The organism is Akkermansia muciniphila (assembly GCF_002884975.1).
GTDB lineage: Bacteria > Verrucomicrobiota > Verrucomicrobiia > Verrucomicrobiales > Akkermansiaceae > Akkermansia > Akkermansia muciniphila_C.
The window spans coordinates 810,094-831,186 of record NZ_PJKB01000002.1 but is presented as its reverse complement, the minus strand read 5'-3'; the positions used below and the strand labels follow the sequence as shown (position 1 = coordinate 831,186).

16 protein-coding genes and 1 tRNA gene are annotated in these 21,093 nt (G+C 60.9%); 9 read left to right on the top strand and 8 right to left on the bottom strand.

The window, feature by feature from the left end:
* Positions 1–142: 142 nt before the first annotated feature.
* Genes CXU21_RS09610 through CXU21_RS09580 form a run of 7 tightly spaced genes read left to right on the top strand, consistent with a single transcriptional unit; the run spans position 143 to position 10,452 of the window.
* Positions 143–1,168 carry an AAA family ATPase gene (locus tag CXU21_RS09610; protein WP_102725923.1) on the top strand — a complete coding sequence of 342 codons (1,026 nt, stop codon included), beginning with the start codon at positions 143–145 and terminating at the stop codon, positions 1,166–1,168.
* A gap of 17 nt (positions 1,169–1,185) precedes the next feature.
* Complete coding sequence (locus tag CXU21_RS09605; protein WP_102725863.1) at positions 1,186–2,778, top strand: hypothetical protein; 1,593 nt, start codon at positions 1,186–1,188, stop codon at positions 2,776–2,778.
* Positions 2,779–2,780: 2 nt separating this feature from the next.
* Entirely contained in the window at positions 2,781–3,779 is a 999-nt protein-coding gene (locus CXU21_RS09600) for an ABC transporter ATP-binding protein (protein WP_180972758.1), read from the top strand.
* Positions 3,776–5,224, top strand: coding sequence for a hypothetical protein (locus CXU21_RS09595; RefSeq protein ID WP_102725861.1), 1,449 nt, complete (start codon positions 3,776–3,778; stop codon positions 5,222–5,224). The genes CXU21_RS09600 and CXU21_RS09595 overlap by 4 nt, the downstream gene beginning before the upstream one ends.
* Positions 5,225–5,257: 33 nt before the next feature.
* Positions 5,258–6,130 (top strand): DUF58 domain-containing protein, encoded by an 873-nt coding sequence (locus CXU21_RS09590; RefSeq protein WP_102725860.1) that lies wholly within the window; start codon positions 5,258–5,260, stop codon positions 6,128–6,130.
* A gap of 30 nt (positions 6,131–6,160) precedes the next feature.
* Positions 6,161–7,888 carry a BatA domain-containing protein gene (locus tag CXU21_RS09585; RefSeq protein WP_102725859.1) on the top strand — a complete coding sequence of 576 codons (1,728 nt, stop codon included), beginning with the start codon at positions 6,161–6,163 and terminating at the stop codon, positions 7,886–7,888.
* Complete coding sequence (locus CXU21_RS09580) at positions 7,885–10,452, top strand: VWA domain-containing protein (RefSeq protein ID WP_102725858.1); 2,568 nt, start codon at positions 7,885–7,887, stop codon at positions 10,450–10,452. The genes CXU21_RS09585 and CXU21_RS09580 overlap by 4 nt, the downstream gene beginning before the upstream one ends.
* A gap of 2 nt (positions 10,453–10,454) precedes the next feature.
* Here the strand turns inward: CXU21_RS09580 and CXU21_RS09575 are convergent, their stop codons facing one another.
* The 4 genes from CXU21_RS09575 to CXU21_RS09560 form a co-directional block, all read right to left on the bottom strand.
* On the bottom strand, positions 10,455–11,771 hold the full coding sequence (locus tag CXU21_RS09575; protein WP_146017044.1) for a hypothetical protein: 1,317 nt from the start codon (positions 11,769–11,771) through the stop codon (positions 10,455–10,457).
* 115 nt (positions 11,772–11,886) lie between these two features.
* On the bottom strand, positions 11,887–12,924 hold the full coding sequence (locus CXU21_RS09570) for a threonine aldolase family protein (RefSeq protein WP_102725922.1): 1,038 nt from the start codon (positions 12,922–12,924) through the stop codon (positions 11,887–11,889).
* A 95-nt stretch (positions 12,925–13,019) separates the two neighbouring features.
* Complete coding sequence (locus CXU21_RS09565) at positions 13,020–14,066, bottom strand: L-dopachrome tautomerase-related protein (RefSeq protein WP_102725856.1); 1,047 nt, start codon at positions 14,064–14,066, stop codon at positions 13,020–13,022.
* Positions 14,067–14,250: 184 nt separating this feature from the next.
* A tRNA-Leu gene (locus tag CXU21_RS09560) sits at positions 14,251–14,337 on the bottom strand.
* 201 nt (positions 14,338–14,538) lie between these two features.
* Between CXU21_RS09560 and CXU21_RS09555 the strand changes: the two genes are divergently transcribed.
* Positions 14,539–16,338: a TrkH family potassium uptake protein gene (locus tag CXU21_RS09555; RefSeq protein WP_180972757.1), complete on the top strand. Its 1,800-nt coding sequence runs from the start codon at positions 14,539–14,541 to the stop codon at positions 16,336–16,338.
* Between the two features lie 140 nt (positions 16,339–16,478).
* Positions 16,479–17,816 (top strand): MATE family efflux transporter, encoded by a 1,338-nt coding sequence (locus CXU21_RS09550; protein ID WP_102725854.1) that lies wholly within the window; start codon positions 16,479–16,481, stop codon positions 17,814–17,816.
* Positions 17,817–18,026: 210 nt separating this feature from the next.
* Here CXU21_RS09550 and CXU21_RS09545 read toward each other — a convergent pair whose 3' ends face one another.
* The 4 genes from CXU21_RS09545 to rsmA are packed head-to-tail and all read right to left on the bottom strand — an operon-like array spanning position 18,027 to position 21,013.
* A complete protein-coding gene (locus tag CXU21_RS09545; RefSeq protein ID WP_102725853.1) occupies positions 18,027–18,845 on the bottom strand; it encodes a hypothetical protein in 819 nt (272 codons plus the stop codon).
* Positions 18,846–18,901: 56 nt separating this feature from the next.
* A complete protein-coding gene (locus tag CXU21_RS09540; protein WP_102725852.1) occupies positions 18,902–19,165 on the bottom strand; it encodes a hypothetical protein in 264 nt (87 codons plus the stop codon).
* A gap of 19 nt (positions 19,166–19,184) precedes the next feature.
* Positions 19,185–19,646 carry a hypothetical protein gene (locus tag CXU21_RS09535; protein ID WP_102715320.1) on the bottom strand — a complete coding sequence of 154 codons (462 nt, stop codon included), beginning with the start codon at positions 19,644–19,646 and terminating at the stop codon, positions 19,185–19,187.
* 14 nt (positions 19,647–19,660) lie between these two features.
* A complete protein-coding gene (gene rsmA, locus CXU21_RS09530) occupies positions 19,661–21,013 on the bottom strand; it encodes a 16S rRNA (adenine(1518)-N(6)/adenine(1519)-N(6))-dimethyltransferase RsmA (protein ID WP_102725851.1) in 1,353 nt (450 codons plus the stop codon).
* Between the last annotated feature and the right edge of the window lie 80 nt (positions 21,014–21,093).

The following is a 21,093-nucleotide window of genomic DNA, read 5'->3' as shown; positions in this document are numbered from 1 at the left end:
TTCCTCTCCATATTCCTGAAAATTAACAGGTCCCGGCCTTTTTCTGCTTGCGGACCCACCGGACGCATGGCATAAGCTCATGGAGAACTCTAACAACTCCCCGGCCTTTTTCCAAAAAGCCGCCGCCATCCGGCAGTTCCCCATGAATACCCTCCCCTCTCTTACCCAGGAAGAACTCGGCCACGCCGTACAGAAGCTTGACGACCTGGCCGCCGCCATGAACCAGGTGCTGTTCGGCAAGGAAGAACTTATTGAACTCGTCCTCACCGGCGTGCTGGCGCGCGGCCACATCCTGCTGGAAGGGCTGCCCGGCCTGGGCAAGACAGAACTGGTCAAGGGGCTCTCCAGGGCGCTGGACCTCACGGCACGCCGCGTCCAGTTCACGCCGGACCTGCTGCCCGGGGATATTACGGGCACTCCCGTCCTTCAGGAAATGAACGGAACAAAAACCTTCGTCTTCCAGGAAGGCCCGGTCTTCGCCAACATCATGCTGGCGGATGAAATCAACCGCGCCTCCCCCAAGACCCAGTCAGCCCTGCTGGAGGCCATGCAGGAGCGCCGCGTCACCGTGATGGGGGAAACCCATTCCCTGCCCCAGCCCTTCTTCGTCCTCGCCACCCAGAATCCCATTGAGCTGGAAGGCACCTTCCCCCTGCCGGAAGCGCAGCTGGACCGCTTTCTTTTCAAAATCAACGTCAGCCGTACCCCGGCGGACGTGCTGGCCCGCATCGTCCTCAACCGGGAAATGGGCGTGGAACCTGAAATTGCCCCGGTTCTGGACGCGCAGGAATTGCAGGACCTCATGCAGATGGCCCGGAACATAGCCATTCCGGAAGTGGTGGCGGACTACATAGGCAGGCTGGTCAACGCCACGCACCCCGGAGAATCGGAAGCCTCCGGGGGTGTCAAATACGGGGCCAGCCCCCGTGCGGCCCTGGGTCTGGCTGCTGCCGCCAAGGCGCGCGCCCTGCGCCACGGACGCGCCTTCTGCTCCTTTGAAGACGTGCAGGCCGTGCTTCATCCCGTGCTGGGGCACCGCATCCTGCTCAACCACATGGCCCGGCTGGACGGCATGACCCCCGCCACGGTCATCGACCGCCTGATGAAGGAAATCCCGGCCCAGAACAAGCCCCTGCCGGATTCCCTGGCCGCTGCCAAGATTCATTGATCCAGCTCCCCTTACCCATGTTCCGCCATCCTCTCTCCCGTCCATGGCTGTTCTTCAGCCTTCTTCTCCTCACGGCATTCACCAGCGCAGGGCTCCACGCAAGCCCCGTTCCCACGCCTCCCCTCATCATATCCGTGGAGGAAGCGTTTGACTACAGCGCGAAGGACGCCCGCGTCCCCCTGCGGGTGAAGCTGGAAAACACCACTGCCGCAGACAAGAACGCCACCCTTCAATTCCGGGAAGGCTGGCACAGGGACAATGGCACCAGCCATACCTACCCGTTCTTCATTCCCGCCGGGGAAAGCGTCCAGGCGGTCGTTTACCCGCCCATCTCCTATAACCTTACCTATGAAGTGAGGGAATCCCGTGAAGGCACCTCCTCTGTCTCCGTAGATACGGACTCCAAGAACCTTTATGCCGTCATCCAGGAAAGCGCCCCGGCGGACTGGCACCTGCTTACCGAATCAACTTACAATGCGGGCGTCTCCTCCTGCGACCTGATGAAATGGCCTGCCGACTACCGGATGTACGAGGGCCAGACCTGCCTCATCATTCCGGAAAAAACCTACCTGACCTATTTTGACGAAGCCCACCGCAAGGCCATCCGCCAATGGGTGATGGGAGGGGGCAACCTGTGGCTCATCGGAGACAAGGGGCAGCCCGTCGCCACCCGGCTGCTGGGCCATGGCCGCATCCTGCGCGTGCCGTCCCTGGACGGACTGCCGGAAACGGAAAAAAAGCTGAAGCTCGCGGAATTCGTCAAACTCCATGAGAAGGAAGACAGTTATCCGAAGCTTGCCTCCACCGCTTCCTATTATTTCTCCACCCCTTCCACCATGCTGGGGCTGATGCTGATCATCTTTGCCGTATTCGTAGGCCCGCTGTGCCTGTTCCTGTGGGCTCCCGCGGGCAAGAGGCAGAGGCTTTTCCTGCTGGTTCCCTCCATTTCCGTAGGATTCTCCATCCTGCTTCTTTTATTTATCCTGGCCGGGGACGGCACGGGGGGCACGGGCAGCCGGGAGGTGCTTATCCAAGTCAACCCGCAGGACCACACCGCCCTGATTACCCAAAGCCAGATCTGCAAAACCTCCGTCCTTCTGAACAACACCTTCAAACTGCCGGAGAATGCCGGCATCACCGGAACCCGACAGAAAAAAGCACTTAGCTCCACACGGGGGGAAACCATAGAAAACGCGGCGCGGCAGGGCGGGCAATGTGAAGGAAACTGGTTCACCAGCCGTTCCACGCTCAAGCACCGTCTCATCATGCCCGTCTCCACCAGGGCGGCGCTCACCCTGCTGGAAACGCTTCCGGACGGCGCCCCTGTGTTCCAAAGCACCTTCCCCGGAACCCTGAACGGCCTTACCTACCGGGACGCCTCCGGGAAATACTGGACCATTGAACAACTGCTCCCCGGCCAAAAAATGCAGGCCGTCCCGCATGTGCCGGAAGAAGAACTGTCCGCACCGCCTCCGGAGCACTTCCTGGCGTCCATGGAACCGGCGCCCGGGGAACTGGAACCCATCCCCACCCTGCCGGCCATCAACTGGGAAAAAACCGTCATCACCGTTTCCGGCCCCGTTTCCGTCACTCCCCAGCCACACGAATAACCATGAGCACGCCACCTCTGCTGGAAGTTTCCGGCCTGTCCAAATCGTTCGGGACGCTGAAAGCCGTCAACAATGCCACCTTCCGCATCCGCCAGGGCCAGGTCGTCGGCCTGATCGGCGCCAACGGAGCCGGGAAAACCACCGTCATGCGCATGCTGGCCACGCTGGACATGCCTGACTCCGGCCATATCCGGATCAACGGAACCGACGTTGTGGATCATCCCGAACTGGTGCGCCCCCTGATCGGGTGGATGCCGGATTACTTCCACCCCTATAAAAACACCAGCGTCCGGGAATACCTGGACTTCTTCGCCAGGGCCTACGGCATCACCAGGGAACGGCTGCTGGACACCGTGGATGAAGTGATTGACTTCACGGAGCTGGGCGGACTTCAGGACCAGATGATCAACAAGCTCTCCAAGGGGCAGACGCAGCGGCTCTGCCTGGCGCGCACCCTGATCAGCGACGCGCAATTCCTCATTCTGGATGAACCGGCGGCGGGGCTGGACCCCAAGGCCCGCATTGAATTCAAAAACCTGGTCCATCTTCTCAAGGCCCGCGGGAAAACGCTGCTCATCAGTTCCCACATCCTCTCGGAACTGGGGGAAATGTGCGATTCCCTCATCTTCATGGACGCGGGGTCCATCGTCCATGACGGGGATATGGAAGACCTGCTGCACCGCCAGACGGAATCCGGTTATGCCTTTGAAATCCGCACCGCCGGAGACACCACCGCCCTGCTGGAGGAGTGGCTGGCCCTGCACCAGGGCTGGGACGTGCGTTCCGTGCAGAAACAGGGGGTGGTGGCCACTTTTGCCTCCTGTGAGCCGGACGCCGTGGCCGCGGAACTCCGCCAGCTCTGCCGCGACCTCCCCGTGATTGACTTCCACCGCAGTGAACGCCGCCTGGAAGAAGCCTTTGTGGACATCCTCATCCACCGCGACCAGGAACCGGCTACCGCCGTTTCCCCGGAAACTCCCTCCACTACTACCGCCTTATGAATAACTCCCGCTCTCTGGATTTCCCCATCTGGGTCCCCTCCGCCCTGGTCAAGGAACTGCGCCAGGGCCTCAGGACGCCGACGTTCATCCTGCTGGTCAGCCTGTTCCCCACCCTGCTCTCCTTCTTCTTCCTGTTCAGTTTTATCATCAATCCTCTTGAAGGGAAACCCTTCATCAGCCCCGACGGCTGCCAGGCCATCTTCTGGATAACCATGGTCGTCACCCTGCTTTTCATCATGCCGCTGAGGGCGTCCTCCTCCATCAGGGACGAGCTGCTTTCCCGTAACAATGAACTGCTGCTGCTCACCAGGCAGGGCGCGGGCCGCATCGTGCTGGGAAAATGGATATCCTTCATGGCCCAGTCCCTGCTGATTGTCTTCATCTCCCTGCCCTTCTTCCTGATCCGGTATTATTACGGGGAAATCAACCTGGTGCAGGACGTGACCGTGTTTTCCCTTCTTTACCTGGGGTCCGGCATTCTGACCGCGTACACCCTGTGGGCCTCCGCCATGCCCTCCCTGCTGCGTACCATCGCCTTCTTCCTTCTGGGCATCGGCGTGGTGATCCTGAGCAGCAACTATACGGACCTGAACCTTTTCCGGGAAGGACCATGGGACGGCATCCTTCTGGCGTTCCTCATTCTGGCGGATGCATTCCTGGTCATCTCATCCCTGCTTCTTTTGGCCAGGGAATGGTTTTCCCCCGCCGCACAGAATACGGCGGCCCCCCTGCGGAAGCTGCTGCTGGCTTTTTTCGCGGCCTCCATCATCCCCCTTGCCTTTCTGGAGAACGCAAGCTCCGCCATCCAGGATATTATGACCGGAAACTTCATCTTCATGATGATTTACGGAGCTTTCCTGATGATTGTCAACCTGACTGACCCGGCCTACCTTCTCCCCATTCATGTGGAGAAAATGAACAACAAAAGATTTTCCAGGCTCCAGAAGCTACTGTTCCTCCCCGGCCTGCCGGGCGGGGTCTTTTTCACGCTCCTGCTCAGCATCCTGACGGCGCTTGCCGTGTACCTGGTCGACCGTATCATGGTCACTTCCAAATTCCAGTCCCTTCAAATGCTCTTCTGCCTTACGGTGAGCGTCTGGTACGGCATCACCATGCCGGCCATGCTCCTGAAGCCGCTCTGGAAAAAACTGAAGAACAACACTCTTCTGGCATACGCCCTGGTCTGGCTCATCCTCTTCCTGGTGCTGAACGTGCTGGACGCCATCCACATGCCCGTCCCGCTTCTTCCCGGCGGCTATTTATATGAACTGCTGGATGAAAAATCACTGCCGCCCTTCAGCAAATTCTCCCTGTTCAGCCTGATGGACCTGGCGGCCGGAATAGCGATGCTGTCCCTCACCAATAAACACTGGTTTGACGTGTTCCGGAACTCCTCCTCTTCACCGCGCCGGAAACCGGAAAACGTCCTCCCGGAACAGGAATAAACTTTCAGCCGCGGTTTTACATCCCAGGACCTTATGCCCCTTTCCCCGCCACCCCGCCAGGGAATCCAGCCGGACGCCGAGCAGGCGGCGCGGCGCTTCCGCCTGCCTTTTTCCAGCCGCGCCTGGAGCGGCGCGCAGGGCAACTGGACGGGAACGGGGGCCGGCAGTTCCATTGACTTCCAGGGAAACCGCTCCTACCAGTGGGGGGACGACCCGCGGGACATCCACTGGGCCGCGTATGCCAGAACCGGGCAGCTCACCATGAAAGTCTTCCAGGCGGAGCTGTCCCCGCGGGTGGACGTGGCAGTAGATGTTTCCGAATCCATGTTCTTTCATGAAGCCCGCGCGGCACGCACGCAGGGCCTGCTTCAATTCTGCCTGCTCTCCGCCACCGCAACGGGAGCCCAGGTGCGGCTCCACGCGGTGAAAGGGCGCCGTACCGTCCCTCTGGAAAATGCGGACATCCTCTCCGGCCAATGGCTCGCCCGGCTTCAGGACCTTCCCCCGGATGAATCCATGCCCTCCGTTTCCGTCTGGCGCGCTAACGGAATGAAAATCCTCATTTCAGACCTGCTCTACCCCGGAGAACCGGACACCCTGCTGGGCGCCATGACCTCCCGGAAAGGCCTGTCCGTCATCCTGGCCCCCACGCTGCCGGAAGAAGCGGGACTCCCCGCCGCCGGGAACGTAAAACTTAAAAACTGTGAATCCGGCCTCCTGCGCCGCCAGCTCATCACCCCCTCCCTGTCCCGGAGGTATGCCCGCGCCTACGCCGCCCACTTTGAGCTGTGGGCCTCCGCCTGCCTACGCCACCAGGCCGTCTTTGCCCGCGTTCCCTGCACGGGCGCCCTGACGGAGTCCCTGGCCGGGGAAGCATTCCGGCAGGGAGCCGTGGAACTCTCCTGAACCTTCCTCCATTCCTTCTCCCCTTAAGCCATGATTCCCCATTTTACCAATACGGCTGCGTTATGGGCGCTTCTGGCCATCCCCCTCATCATTGCCGTCCACTTCCTCCAGCACCGGACAAAGGTGCAACCCACGGCCACGCTCTTCCTGCTGGAAGCGCTGGCTCCGGAAGCCCATGAAGGAAACATCTGGGACAGGCTGCGCACTTCCCGCGCCTTCTGGATGCAAATCCTGGCCGCCCTTCTGCTCACCTGGGTTCTGGCGGCGCCCGCCTGGCCCGGCAAAGACGCCCGCCAGACCGTTGTCTTCATCCTGGACGATTCCGCGGACATGGCCCCTTTCCGTGAAGAAGCCGTGCGCGCCGTTTCCGGGGACATGGACGTCATCCGCCAGTCCGGAATCCCGGCTAACTGGGTCCTCCTGGGCAGCCGCCCTTCCAGCCGCCCGCTCTACCGCGGGACGGACTCCCGCCAGGCCCTGCACGCCCTGGACCTCTGGCAGCCGCGCGAAGGAACGCATGACCTGTCCCCGGCCCTGCGCACCGCCACGGCCATTGCCGGGCCCACGGGCATCACACGGCTGGTCACCTCCACCGGCCGCCGGGTTCCCCCCGGCCAATCCGCACGGGGCGTGGGCAGGCCGCTGGACAATGCGGGATTTGCGGGAATCACCCCGGTGGAGGACTCCGGCCCCGCCCGCTGGAGGATTGCCGTTAAAAACAACAGCTCAGCACCTCTTCAGAGTGCGGTTATCATCCACACGGAAGACGGGCGGCCGCCTGCCAAACGCCCCCTGCATCTGAACCCCGGGGCCGTCACGGAATTTGAATACAGCCTCCCCCCGGAATGCGGAAAAGCCGTGCTCCGGCTTCCGCCGGACGCCTTCCCGGCGGATGATGCGCTCCTGCTGGTCCGCACCGTCCCCAAACCCGTCACCGTCGGCATGGACGTGCCGGAAAAAGCCGGAGAAACGTTCCACAACATCATGGACGGCCTTCCGGGTTTCACTCCGGCCCCGGCAGGCTCCGCGCCTTCCCTCCGCTTGCTGACGGAAAAAACGGAGGATGCCGGGAAGACCGGCAGCCCGTCCATCATGCTGGCAGCCGGCGGCAAACCCTCATCCGGCCCCGTCACGGCGGAACAGCACCCGCTGACTGACGGTCTGAACTGGAGCGGCCTGCTCGTCCCCTCCATCGGCGCCATGAGCCCGGGAGAAAAAGCCTCCGTCCTGCTCTGGCAGGGGGAGGAGCCTCTTGCCTGGGTGGAAGGGAAGCGCCTTTTCCTCAACTGGCCTTGGGAAAAATCCAATGCGGACCGCGTCCCGGCCCCTCTGCTCATGATCCGCAGATTCATGCAGTCCGTGCAGGAGCAACTGCCCGGCACGCGTTACGGCAACCTTCCCGGAGGCACCCTTTTATCCGTGCCCGCGGGCGGAAAACTTATTCAGACGACGCCCGGAGGGGAACGCCGTGAATCCGTTTTCTCCGGCAGGCTTCCGGAAGAGGCCGGATATGTGGAAATCCTTTCCCCCGGCACGGAAAAAACGCCCCTGTTCCAGGGCTCCGTCTGGTTTTCCGATGCCCGGATGGGGGATTTTTCCCACTGCTCCACGTTTGACACAGGCCTTCCCCGGCCCCATGAGGAAACGCTCCGGCACATGAAACATGACCCGCTCGCCCCGCTTTGGCTGGCGCTGGCCGTCCTGGCCCTGGTCATTTCCTGGCTCCCTTCCATCCCTGACAAATTCCCGCGCCCATGATTCAATTCAACTCCCCGGAATGGTTTTTCCTGGTTCCCCTGCTGCTGGCGGCCGGCTGGAAATACAAGCGCCTGCGCCTGGGCTCCCCTCTGCGGCTCCTGCTCTTGGCCTGCCTCCTGCTAGCCCTGGCGCAGCCCGTCTTCAATAAGGGCGGCAGTGGCATGGACCTGTGGGTGCTGGTGGACAAATCCAACTCCGCCGCAGGAATTCCGGCCGCCGGAGCGGAGGAAATCCAGGCCATTCTGGAACGGCACAAGCATTCCGGAGACAGCATCCGCCTGGTGGACTTCGCGCAATCCGCCGTGCTTCAGGGACATGGAGACCCCGTCTTTGCCGGAGGAACCGCAGGAACGGACATGGAACAGGCCCTGGCCTACACGATGGCCCAGATGCAGCCGGACCGGGTGAACCGCATCCTGATGCTGACGGACGGCTGGCCCACCACGCCCCTGGACCATGCGGCGGAACAGCTCATCCATTCCCGCATTCCGGTGGACTACCGGCTGGCCGTCACCCGCCGGGAAGCGGACGTCCGCATAGAACAGATCAAGACCCCGGTCCGCATCCGGCCGGGGGAAGCCTTTATTCTGGAAGCCGCCCTGGCGGGACCTCCCGGCCCCTCCGTCACGGTTCCGTGGCAAATCAGCAAAAACGGAGGCCCTCCGCTGAAAGGGGAAGCCACCCTGGTTAACGGCAAGGCTACGGTGAGGCTGACAGACCGGCTCACCACTCCCGGCTGCTCCGCGTATGAAATGACCATTACCCCGCAGAACGACCCCATCCCTGAAAACAACCGCGCCGTCAACTTCATTGAAGTGACGGGAGGAAACAACATCCTGCTGGTCTCCGGCTATGACCGCGACCCCCTGGCCCCCTACCTGGAAGCGCAGGGCTTCCGCGTCCAGCGCCCCGCCAACCTGCGCCAGCTGGACGCGCGCCACCTCTCCGGCGCGGGACTGGTCATCATCAACAACCTCTCCGCCTCCGCCATACCTGCGGATTTTCTGCATGCCCTGGACTACTACGTACGGGAGCAGGGCGGCGGCCTGCTCATGTGCGGAGGCAGGCAAAGCTTCGGTTCCGGGGGTTACTTCTCCTCCCCCCTTGACGAACTGCTGCCCGTCTCCATGGAAATGAAAAAGGACAAGATGAAACTCATTACGGCCATGAGCATCGTTCTGGACCGTTCCGGCTCCATGGCCTGTTCCGTCTCCGGAGGGAAAACGAAAATGGACCTGGCCAACGCCGGAGCCTGCCAGACTATTTCCCTGCTTTCCGACCAGGACTTCATCTCCGTCCACGCCGTGGACAGCGCCCCGCACCCCATCGTCACCCTGACCAGGCTGGGGCCCAACCGCAAGCAAATGCTCTCCACCGTCTCCCGGATTGCCTCCATGGGCGGAGGCATCTTCATTGGCGAGGGACTGGAAGCGGGCTGGAAGGAACTTCAGCGCTCCGTGGCGGGAATCCGGCACCTGATTCTTTTTGCGGACGCCGACGATTCCGAGGAACCGGCCAACTACCGGAAAACCCTGAAAGAGATGGTCAAGGAAGGGAGCACCGTAAGCGTGATTGCCCTGGGAACGGAAAAAAGCGCAGATGCCGCACTGCTCAAGGAAATAGCGGAGCTGGGGCAGGGCCGCATCTTCTTCTGCGACCGCCCGGGGGACATCCCCAACATCTTTGCCCAGGAAACCATCAGCGTGGCGCGCGCCGCCTTCATCCGGGAACGCACGCCCCTGCACGGCACGGCAGGCTGGCTCCAGATCGCGGCGCAGCAGCCGGCGTGGCCCCCTGCCGTGGACGGCTACAACCTGTGCTACTTAAGGGACGGAGCTACGGCGGCCTGCGTGACGCAAGACGGAAACGAGGCGCCCCTCATCTCCTTCTGGAACCGGGGCGCGGGGCGGGCCGCCGCCGTCACGTTCGCCATGGGCGGCGAATACGGGCAAACCATCCAGCAATGGGACGGCTACGGAGACCTCATCCAGACCCTGGCCCGGTGGCTCAACAGGCAGAATCCCCCGCAGGGCTATTCCGTGCGGGCGGATGCGGCGGGGGACAGGCTCCGGGTACGCCTTTACTACAGTGACGGGAACATCCCGCGGTTGGCGGAACATATGCCGGAGGTATCCATGGAATTCTCCGGAAAGGAAGGCTCCCGCACGCAAAACGGCATTTGGGAGCATCTGCAGCCGGGCGTATTCCAGTGCAGCTTTCCGCTGCCGCATGGCGTCATGGCGCGGGGCGCGGTCCGCATCGGGAACAGCGTCATCCCCTTCGGCCCCGTCAGCCAGCAGGTGGACCCGGAATGGGCCATGCCGCCCGCGGCCAGGAACGCCTTCCTGGACCTGGTAAACCGCACCGGAGGCAGGGAGCGCATGGACCTCCCCTCCATTTTCCAGGAACCGAGGCCCGGCACAAGCCTTCAACTCCGCCCCTTCCTGCTGTGGGGAGCCTGCGCCCTCCTGGTGCTGGACGCCCTGTTCACCAAAACCGGGCTGCTCCCCCGCAGGCGGCTGCCGCAGAACCTCCCGCCCACCTCCCCTACCGGAGAAAAATAGGCCTACTTGAAAATTCCCTTCAGCGCGGACTGTTCCTGAGGCGTCAGGTCGTCCGACCATACGGCATCACCCCCACGGGCAGGGCGCGTTCCCCGGCCGCCGTGTTCCAGGCCTTCCCTCTCCCCTTCCGGAGAGGGAGCCGCCGTTTCCACCCCCGCCGCCTCGCCCAGCGCGGCGCGGCTCAAATCCTCATTCACCGCCCGTCTGGAAACCGTATCAAGCTGTTCGCGCTCCTCCATGCCAAAAGCCAGCGGAGCGTCCCCGCGCCCGCGGCTCACTCCGCCGCTGCCCGGTTCAGTTCCGTCCCCTCCCCCCTGACCGGACTTCACCACGGAGTTTTCATCCGGTGACGCCATCAAGGACATGCCGCACTGCCCGCACATGCTCCGCAGCTGCTGGGCGGCGCGTTCCAGCTGCTCCTTCAGACGGCGGGCCGTCTCCGGATCAATCTGCCGGGAAGGCAGGGAACCCTTCAAATCCTGAAGCTGGCGGCTCATGATGCCGCCCGGCTGAAGCGAGAGAGGCTCCATCCCCTTCAACGCCTCCTGGAGGGACTGCATGGCCTCCGGGCTGGATGCTCCATTCCTGCTGTCCAGCAGGGACAGCGCGGAATCCGCCTGGTACATCTGGTTGGACAATCCGGCAACGGCTGCCGCCGTCTTCTCCTTCAGGGCATCCGCCGCTTCCAGGCCCGCATGGGAATACATCTCATTCCGGGACATCTGTTTCAACTCCTCCAACTGCTCCCGGAAAGGCTCCAGGCTCTTCCCGTCCACACTCTCCATTTCCGCCATGCGGTCCAGGGCTTCCTCCACCTGGGCCAGGACGGGCGGCAGGTCCGGAAGCTGCTGCGCAACCTGCTGAACGGGCAGCGGCAAAAGAGCCCCGCAGGCCATCAGCGCCGCGCCTCCCGCCAGCCAGCCCAGGCACCACACGGAGCGCACCCGCAGCACGGAATTCTTCCGCACGTCTTCTCCAACGTTCTCCACGGAATCCCCCCACTCCTCTCCGGCGCTCAACGCCGCGTGCAGCCCCATCTGTTCATCCAGGAAAGCCGCCGCATCACGCCTGCTGAAAAAACGCCCCCGGAGCCGCATCCATCCCCACGCCGCCAGAAATAAAACCGCGGCGGAAAGGGACACTCCCGCCAGCAATCCCCAGTCCGCCCCCAGCCTGCGGCCGCCGTACCACACCATCCCCACCACCGCCCCGGCGGCAAAAAAGGGGATGCAGAGGCACTCCACCGCTATCACGGCATTCAGCAGCCACTGCATGCGGGAAATCCGCCCCTGCCATTCCTGTCGCACTGTTAAGGACATAGCCGCATCATGACTTATCCTTTGCGCCCCGGAAAGACAAAAAATACTTCTCCGCAAACGGACGAGGAAAAAGCCTCTCCCCGTATCTTCCGGCATCCCCGGCAGGAAGGGAATTTCAGCACAAGCGGGCGATATCCGCCATCAACTCCCGCACATCTTCCTCCCGCGTGGCCCAGCTTGTGCAGAAACGCACCGTGCTGTGGGTTTCATCCTCCCGGCGCAGGTAGGCAAAGCCGTACTTCTTCCTCAATTCATCCAGAACGGAATCGGGCATCGTGACAAACTGCTGGTTCGTCCCGCTGGCAACAGGAAGCGCAAGCCCCCTGGAACGGCAGAAATCCCGCAGCATCACGGCCAGGCGGTCCGCATGGGCAGCCAGCCGGAAATAAAGGCCGTCCCGGAACAGTTCCAGAAACTGGATGCCCAGAAGCCTGCCTTTCGCAAGGCGGCCGCCCTTCTGCTTCATGATATAGCGGAAATCCTCCTTCAGGGCGTCGTGGCGCAGGACCAGGGCTTCCCCGAACAGGGCGCCGACTTTCGTGCCGCCAATGTAAAAGGCGTCGCAGAGGGAGGCAATCGCTGGCAAATCCAGATCATTATCCTTATCACACAAGCCGTAGCCCAGGCGCGCGCCGTCCATGTACAGGTACAGCCCCCGGCGGCGGCAGACTTCGGAAATCTCCTGAAGTTCCTTCCGGGAATAAATGGTTCCCAGCTCTGTTGGCTGGGAAATATAAACCATCCTGGGCTGCGGCATGTGTTCATGGGTTTCATCGTCCCAATGGGCATGCCATGCCTCCTCAATCTGCCGGGCCGTGAGCTTCCCATCCGGAGTGGGAATGGCGGAAACCTTGTGGCCGCAAGCCTCCACGGCGCCGGATTCATGAACGTTGATATGGCCCGCATCCGCACACAGCACGCACTGATGGGGGCGCAGCGCCGCTGCAATCACCGTGAAATTGGTCTGCGTTCCGCCAATGAGGAAATGAATATCCAGGTCCGTTCTGCCGCACAAGCCGGAGATCAGCTCCCGGGCCCGTTCGCAATAGGGGTCCTCCCCGTACCCGGCCGTCTGCTCCATATTCGTCTCCGCCAGCCTGCGGAGAATATCCGCATGGGCGCCTTCGCTATAGTCACAGTTGAAAAGAATCATTGCCTTCCTGAAAAACGCGGGGACCATAGCCCCGGCGCCCCTTCATGTAAAGGAAGATGAACCGCACCCTTCCGGAACGTTCCGGTGAAAACCCCTCATTCCGGCAGTTTCACCCTTTTCAGCGTGAACTCCATGTTGGAAATATCCCCTCCGGCCTCCTGGATGCGGGAATTGGTAAAGTAAAGATAGCCGTCATGGATGCTGAACGTATCAGGCCAGCTGATGCCGTCCCCGGAAGCCAGCACCTTGATCTCCCCGCGGTCCGGAGTGACGTAAACGATGCGGCTCTTCTCCAGGTCCCCCATGTACAGATTGCCCCGGTCATCCATGATCATTCCATCCGGGAAAGGCGTCTTCATGGATGAAATCTTCCCTTCATCCACATGACGGCCAATGAGCTGGCTTGTCGGAATCCCGTACAGGGTTTTACCCGTCAGGGCGTGGAAATAAAGAATGCCGTTCTTCCGGTCCAGGGCAATCCCGTCGGAATGGACTTTCCCGTCATGCCTCCTGCCGCCTATGGTGATGTGGTCCTGTTCCGCGGTCGTGTAGGGGTGACGGTCCAGCATGCGGTAATTCTCTCCGCTCTCCATATCCAGTACGATCAGGCCCGGATCATTGGAATCCGTAAAATAAATTTTGCCATGGTCGCGGTCCACGCGCAGGTCATTCACATAGGACCCCGGCCTGGTGGACTGCGCCAGGGGGTACTTCCTGACAAGCTTGTCCGTGTTGAGATCATACACGTACAGCGTGGGCACGGCGACGGTCTTGCCGATCATGGGGTTCTTCGTATCAATCACGTAAAGCCTGTCCCCGTCTGCCACCACGGACTGCACGCACACAAACGCATCCCCGTCCCCGGGCGCGCCTTTTCCCCATCGGTTGGTCTTTTCATCCGGATAAGGAGTGTAACCGCCGTCTTTACCCACCTCCGCCACCGAGCACGGAATATGCTCCCTCCAGCGGGGAAAATTGACAAAAATCCGGCCCTTGTCCGTCACCGTAACCCCGGTCACCTGCGCCCCCTTGAACGAGGCGACATCCTCAATCTTCGCCTCCGCATCACCGGATGCAGCGAAAGCGCCTGTAAGAAATAAAACAAGGGCGGCGGAAAAGACAAAACATTTAACGGGGAACATGGGATGAAAGCTTCCTATGGACTACAGACAAATCCGGCGCTCCCCGCGTTCATTCCACCCCCTGCAAAACCACCCGCCACCATGCCGTTTCAACCTTCCGGAATCCACACAATTAAAAAAGCAACATACTCTGCCCCAAGAAACCAGTAAGGCCCTGCAAGCAGTTAACTTGCAGGGCCTTGTTTGGTGCGCCCGAAAGGACTCGAACCTTCACGGGGGAACCCCCACTAGAACCTGAATCTAGCGCGTCTACCAATTCCGCCACGAGCGCACATGGTTTGGTAAGAACGGGGCTTATTATGCACGGCGGCGGCGGATTGGCAACTATTTTCCTGCACATGGAAAAAAATATTTTTCCGGGCCTCCGCCTCCGTGCCGCTCCGCACGGCATGGAAACGATATAAGGGCTTCTCAAATCCTCCGGTATGCAGTAGTCTCGCTCCGGAATCAGAGGCACCACCATTTCAGGCTTGTGAATGAGACGAGGGAAAAACCGCTATTGAACCGTTTTGAGGTCATGGAAATGGGGTTCGGCCTGTGTACGCTGGCTGCCCTGATGTGGCTGCTGTGGTGGAACGGCTTCGGCGAGATTCATGAGGACCAGCTTTCCCTGCGTTATTTCCGGGAAATCCTGTCCCTGCTGGTGCTCGGCCAGCTTACCGGGGTTCTCGGCATCCTGCGGGAGAAGTGGCTTTCCAGGTCCATCCGGAACCCGCGGTGGATGGAACTGGGGCTGGGCATCATCATTCTGGTGATGCTGGCCGGGAATTTTTTCAATTCCACTTTTATTTCCAGAATAGAGCTCCAGAACATTTTCCGCGTCCTCTGCCTCTGTTACGGAGCAGCCCCCCTGCTGAACCTGAAGGAGTATTTTTTCCGCGTGGCCCGCAGGAACCGGGGGTTTCACATGCCCCGCATCCGCCCGGCCCTGCTTTTCCTGCTTACCCTGGTGGTCTTCATCACGCTGGGAGGCACCCTGCTCATGTCTCCGGGAGCCACCAAGGATGGCATCGTGCTTTCTCCAACGGACGCCTATTTCATCAGCACCAGCGCCGTATGCGTCACAGGGCTGGTGCCCCTGAACGTCCATGAGCATTTCACCAATTACGGGCAGACCATCCTGCTGGTGCTTTTCCAGGTGGGCGCCTTCGGCATCATGACGTTCACCTATTTCGTCTCCCTGATGGTGGGCCAGGGCCTGAGCCTGCGTTCCAAGGTCACCATCAGCAACCTGCTGGACGAAGAAGGCATCGCCCAGGTGGACCGGTTCATTAAAAACATCATCGCCGTCACGTTCGGGGTGGAGGCTCTGGGGGCCATCGCCCTTTATTTCTCCTGGAGAAACGTGCCCGGGCTGGAGGGGGACACCCTCTGGTGGTATGCCGTGTTCCATTCCGTTTCCGGCTTCTGCAATGCAGGGTTCAGCCTGTTTGCAGACAACCTGGCTACGCCGGACGTAGCCTATAACATGGGAGGCCAGATTACCATCATGGTCATGGTGCTCTGCGGAAGCCTGGGCTTTGCCATGTACCTGGAAATCGTCCGCAGGGCGCGGGTGGCCCTGGGCTGGGACAACCGGAACACCATCAGCCGCCACTGGTCCACGTACAGCTGGCTGGTCGTGCGCATGACAGCGGCGCTGGTGCTGGGCGGAGGGCTGATCCTGTTCCTGACCAAGATGATTGACGGCAGCCTGTTCACTTCAGCCGATCCCTGGTACTGGATTCTGTGGGAGAGCCTGTTCAATGCCACGGCCCGCACCGCCGGCTTCAATATTTCAGACATGGCGCTTAACAGCATCCCGTATGCGCTGTTCCTGGCGGCGCTCATGTTCATCGGCGGCAATCCCGGTTCTACTACGGGCGGCGTCCACACCACCACGTTCGCCGTTTCCTGCGGGGAGGTGGCGCGCATTTTGCAGGGCAAGCAGGACGTGGTGATGAACAAGCGGAGAATCGCCCGCAGCGTGGTGGAACGCGCCGTCATCACCGTCATCCTGGCCGGGGCCTGGGTGGGGATGATCACCACAGTCATGTGCTTTGCGGAGCCGGCCCTTAGCCTGGAACGCCTGTTTTTTGAGGTGGTGAGCTCCTTTGCCACGGTGGGGTTCTCCTGGAACGTCACGCCGGAACTCAGTGATGCAGGCAAATGGATCATTGTGTTCAACATGATCGTGGGCCGCGTGGGAATGGTGGCCTTTGTTCTGGCTTTCATGAAACAGCCTACCAAGTCCCCGCTCCGGTATCCGGAAACCCGGCTGCCCCTCAGCTGACCTGCGTTTCCTTCTGCCGTTTTTCATGACATACATGGAAAACAAACGCATTTCTTTCTTGCATGAATCCGGTTTGCGTCAAGAATGCCGGACCTTTAGCGCCTGCTCCCGGCAAATCAAGCCCGCAGCGCGCCCTTGTTATGAATAATCCTTCCTCTATTTCCTATCAAAAGATATGGCTGATGTCCTATCCCCTCATGATCAGCCTGATCATTGAGCACATGATCGGCCTGACGGACGCCGTTTTCCTGGGGCGCGTGGGGGACGTGGCGCTGGGCGCGTGCGCTCTGGGCGGCGTGTATTACATGGCCATGTTCATGCTGGCCTTCGGCTTCGGCTTCGGGGCGCAGATCATCATCGCGCGCCGCAACGGAGAGCGGCGGTACAACCGCATCGGGCCCACCATGGTACAGGGCTGTTACTTCATGCTGGCCCTGGCAGTGGCCCTTTTTACCGCCTCCCAGTATTTTTCCCCCATCATCCTGCGGGACATCATTGAATCCCCCCAGGTGTACGGTGCCACGGTGGATTATATCCACTGGCGCACCTACGGCGTCTTCTTCTCCTTCCTCTGCGTGATGTTCCGCGCGTATTACGTGGGAATTACCCAGACCAAGATTCTCACGGTCAATTCCATCGTGATGCTCCTCAGCAACGTGGTGCTGAATTACTGCCTCATCTTCGGCAAAGGTGGCTTTCCCGTCATGGGCATTGCCGGGGCGGCCATCGCCTCCAGCGTGTCGGAGGCCGTTTCCCTCCTCTTCTTCATCCTTTACACGGGCGCCAAGGCGGATAAGAGAAAGTACGGCTTCCGCAGGGCGTTTACATTCCGCCCCCATTTGCTGAAAGGCATGCTGTCCATTTCCGGATGGACCATGGTGCAGTCCTTCATTTCCGTCTCCATCTGGTTCATCTTTTTCCTGGCGATCGAACACCTGGGGGAACGCCCCCTGGCCGTCACCAACATCGTGCGCAACATTTCCGCCATGCTCATCATGGTGATCAGCGGCTTCGCCACCACAGCGGGAGCCCTCGTCAGCAACCAGATCGGCGCCGGGGAACAGCGCTACGTGTTCCGGACCTGCGGCATGACGGTCAACCTGACATACGCCATCCTGGTTCCCCTGCTTATCGTCCTGTGCCTGTTTCCGGAACCCGTCCTCAGGGTTTTCACGGATAACCCGTCCCTGATCGCCGCCAGCGTCAATTCCGTGTACGTGATGGCCACTTCCACCCTGGTCATCGCTCCGGCGTTCATCCTGTTCAATGCCGTATCCGGCACGGGCAATACGAAGGCAGGCTTTATCATGGAGATGATGTCCCTGGCCGTTTACACCGCCGCCGTTTATTTCATCGTCATCAGGCTCAAGCCGGATGTGGCCCTCTGCTGGTTCTCCGAGCACGTTTACGGCCTCTCCCTGATCATCCTGGCATGGTGGTACCTCAAGAGCGGAAAATGGCGCGGTAAAAAGGTTTAAGAGAGAATAAGCCGGGAGCCGTCCGGAATACTTCACCCTGCCGGCAGGCGGAATACGGGAAGCCCTGCCCTTCCCAAACGCCGTGCGGACAGACCCGCCGTAATGGGACAACCCCATTCCGGGGCAACGGCCTCCGCGTTCCCGGCATTTCCAGGGGCATAAAAAAGCCCCGCGGCAAAAGCCGCAGGGCGAAAACGGAACAGGGAGTAATTATTCCTCGCCGGATTCTTCTTCGGAATCACGTTCTTCCTCCGGGGAGGAAGCTTTTTCCTGCTGCTGGGGGGCGCCCTTCTGGGACTGCTTGCGGCGGGATTCCTCCATCATGAAGAATTCCGCGCAGCGGAAGGCGCGGCGGGCGGCTTCACGCGCCGTCTGGTCATCCATCAGGGCAAGCCCTTCTTCAGACACTTCCGCCAGGAACATCTTCCAGGCCCGGGCGGCCACTTTCTTGCCGTCCAGATGCTTGAAGGAAGCGGATTCCTGCATGGGCTGGCGGTCTTCGGAGCCGTTGCCCTTTTTATTGCGGCGGCGGCGCTTGCGCTTGTTGAAGGTGCCTTCAGACGCTCCGCCCACGGTTTCCGGCTGGGCAAAGGTGTCTCCGCCGTGCTGTTCATGGCGTTCCTGCTGTTCAGGGCTGCGGTTGGGGCGGAATGATTCACGCTTGACCTTGACCGGAGCGGCAGCCTGCGGCTTCTGGGAAGCCTCGGGAGCGGGGGTCTTTTCAACGGGGGCGGCGGGAGCCGGGGTCACGGAAGGAGCAACCGTTTCAGCGGCGGGAACCTTCTTGTCAACCGCCTTTTTGGCGGTTTTCACGGTCTTTGCCTTGGCCGCGGTTTTCGTGGCGGACTTGACCGTTTTGATTTTGGTTTTGGGTGCTTCTACGGAAGCGGCGTCAGCAGCGGGCTTCTTTTCAGCCGCGGCGGCCTTCTTGGTCGTAGACGCCGTTTTTTTGGCAGCCGTCTTGCGTGCAGCCGTTTTCTTGGCTGCGGACGCTTCCGGAGCACCTGTTTCTAATGGTTTTTTTGCCATAAAATTTCAAGTGAAAGAAAGGATTATGAATCAATTCCGGAGATTGTCGAGATTTATCACGGAGCCTCATCCGGAAGGGCAGGCAAATCTTTCAAAAGCGCCTTGTACCTTCCCGAATCAAAGGGACGGCCTCCCACCACCATTTCATTAATGGTGATTGCCAGGGCCTGCGCCATCAGCTCCAGGGCGTCCTGCTCCTCCAGTTTTTCCTGCCCCGTCAGGCGTTCCAGGCATGCCTTGACGTAAGCGGTGTCCGGAGCCTCCAGCTGCTCCCGCACGGCGGGGACCAGCGTCTCAATCATTTCATCAGGTATTTCCATAAAACCTTGTCTGCTGTTTTTACATGGCGCCCATGCGGCTGCGGATGACAGCCTGCAATTCCGTTTCAAATTCCCGGAGTTCCTCCGCCGTGGGCTCCCCAAGCGTAGCGTCCCAGTTAATGCGGCCCGTGCGGTCAATGTCCCAGACACCCTGCGCCCCGTTCCTGAACAGAACCTTGCCGGCCATCAGGGCATGGGGGGGCGTCACCTCGTCCACGGTTACCTGGGTTTTGCCCAGCAGGGAGGCCGGGGGAGCCATGGCTCCGGGGGCGTCTTGCGGCTGCTCGGCCTGGGGTTCCGGTTCCGGCTGCCTGATTTGAATGTCCAGGTCCTGAAGCAGGAATCTGGTATCCATGAACGTCAGCTTGATGCCCAGGTCCTCATGCAGTTTTTTCTGGATGGCGTTTAAATCCAGCCCTTCTTCCGCCCAGTCCCGGATGGACCGGACCTGCTCCGGAGATAATTGATCAGGGGTAATCATGATATGTATTTGAGTTAGGATGATGCCTTTTTGTTCGCGGCCAGCCATGCATTCCAGCACGGGATGAACGCGGGGGAGAAGTCCTGCGGGCGGCGTTCCACCCATGCCTGTATTTGCTCCGGCGTAAACCACTGCACGCTGTCCACTTCCGCCGCGGGAAAACGGACCTTCCCGGAATATCTTCCCTCATACAGGGCGATGAATTCCCAGCCGTTGCTTTCACTCGCGTCAAAGTCCGCGATTTTCCGCAGTTCGCAGCCGGAGACGCCCAGTTCCTCCTTCAGCTCCCGCACGGCGGCTTCCTCATAGCTTTCCCCGGCATCCAGATGCCCGGCTGCGGAAGAATCCCACTTGCCCGGCTGCCTGTCCTTCCACATGGACCTTTTCTGAAGCAGCACGGCTCCATGCTTGTTTACCAGGAACATGTGCACGGCACGGTGGAGAAGGTTCCCTTCATGGATTTCCCGGCGCGTTCCCTGCCCGGTCATCTGGTTGAGCCCGTCCACCACGTCAAACAATTCATCACCGCTCTGCGCCACATCCCTGAGGGGGTTGGCGTCATAGGCCCGCGCCAGCTGCACCCACTGGGACAAATTCAGTTCCTCCGCCCTGGCGGAGGGGGAGAGCCCCAGGGTTGAAGCCACTTCCTCCCAGGGAGGGGAGGGGGGGAGCTGTTTTTTCAACTGCTTGCGCCGCTGGGAAAAAGCCTTGCGCATCAGCTCGTCCATCAGCCGGTCGTCATACGGCGGCAGATCGCGGACGGGGCGCGGCGTGAGCAGCATCACCGTGGAGTCAATCCTGGGGCGGGGATGGAACGCTTCCGGGGGAATGGTCTTAAGGGCGCGGGGAATCCAGTTTTTCTGGATGCGGAGGGACAGCAGCCCGAAGGCGTCATCATCCGGGGTCGCCAGGATGCGGTCAATGAACTCCTTCTGGAGCATCACCACGGCACGTTCCACCGCGCTGGGACGGGACAGGAAATTCTGAAGTATGGCGCCGCCCGCGGAATAGGGGAGATTGCCCAGGAATTTGACGGGAGCCTCCGCAAACAAGCCCCGGGGGTCCCAGGTGGCGCCGTCCGCATGGTGGACTTCCACATGGGGGTCTCCGGCCCAGCGTTCTTTCTGGTATTCCGCCAGGCGGGAGTCGAATTCCACCAGAATCAACTTGCGGCAGAGGGGGGCGGCGTGCTCCGTCAGGGCGCCCGTTCCGGGCCCCACTTCCACCACGCAGTCCTGCGGCTGAATCTCAAGCTGGTCCACAATCCAGCGGGCCACATTTTCATCCGTCAGAAAATTCTGTCCCAGGGATTTGCTGGGGCGCACTTCGTGATCTTCCAGAACATTCCTGATCTCGGATGGTTTCATGGGCCGATGTTCTCAAAAATGCACATCCGGAGCCAGTAAAAAGCGGGGCAGTTTCCGGCATCGGAACGGATGCGCCCCGT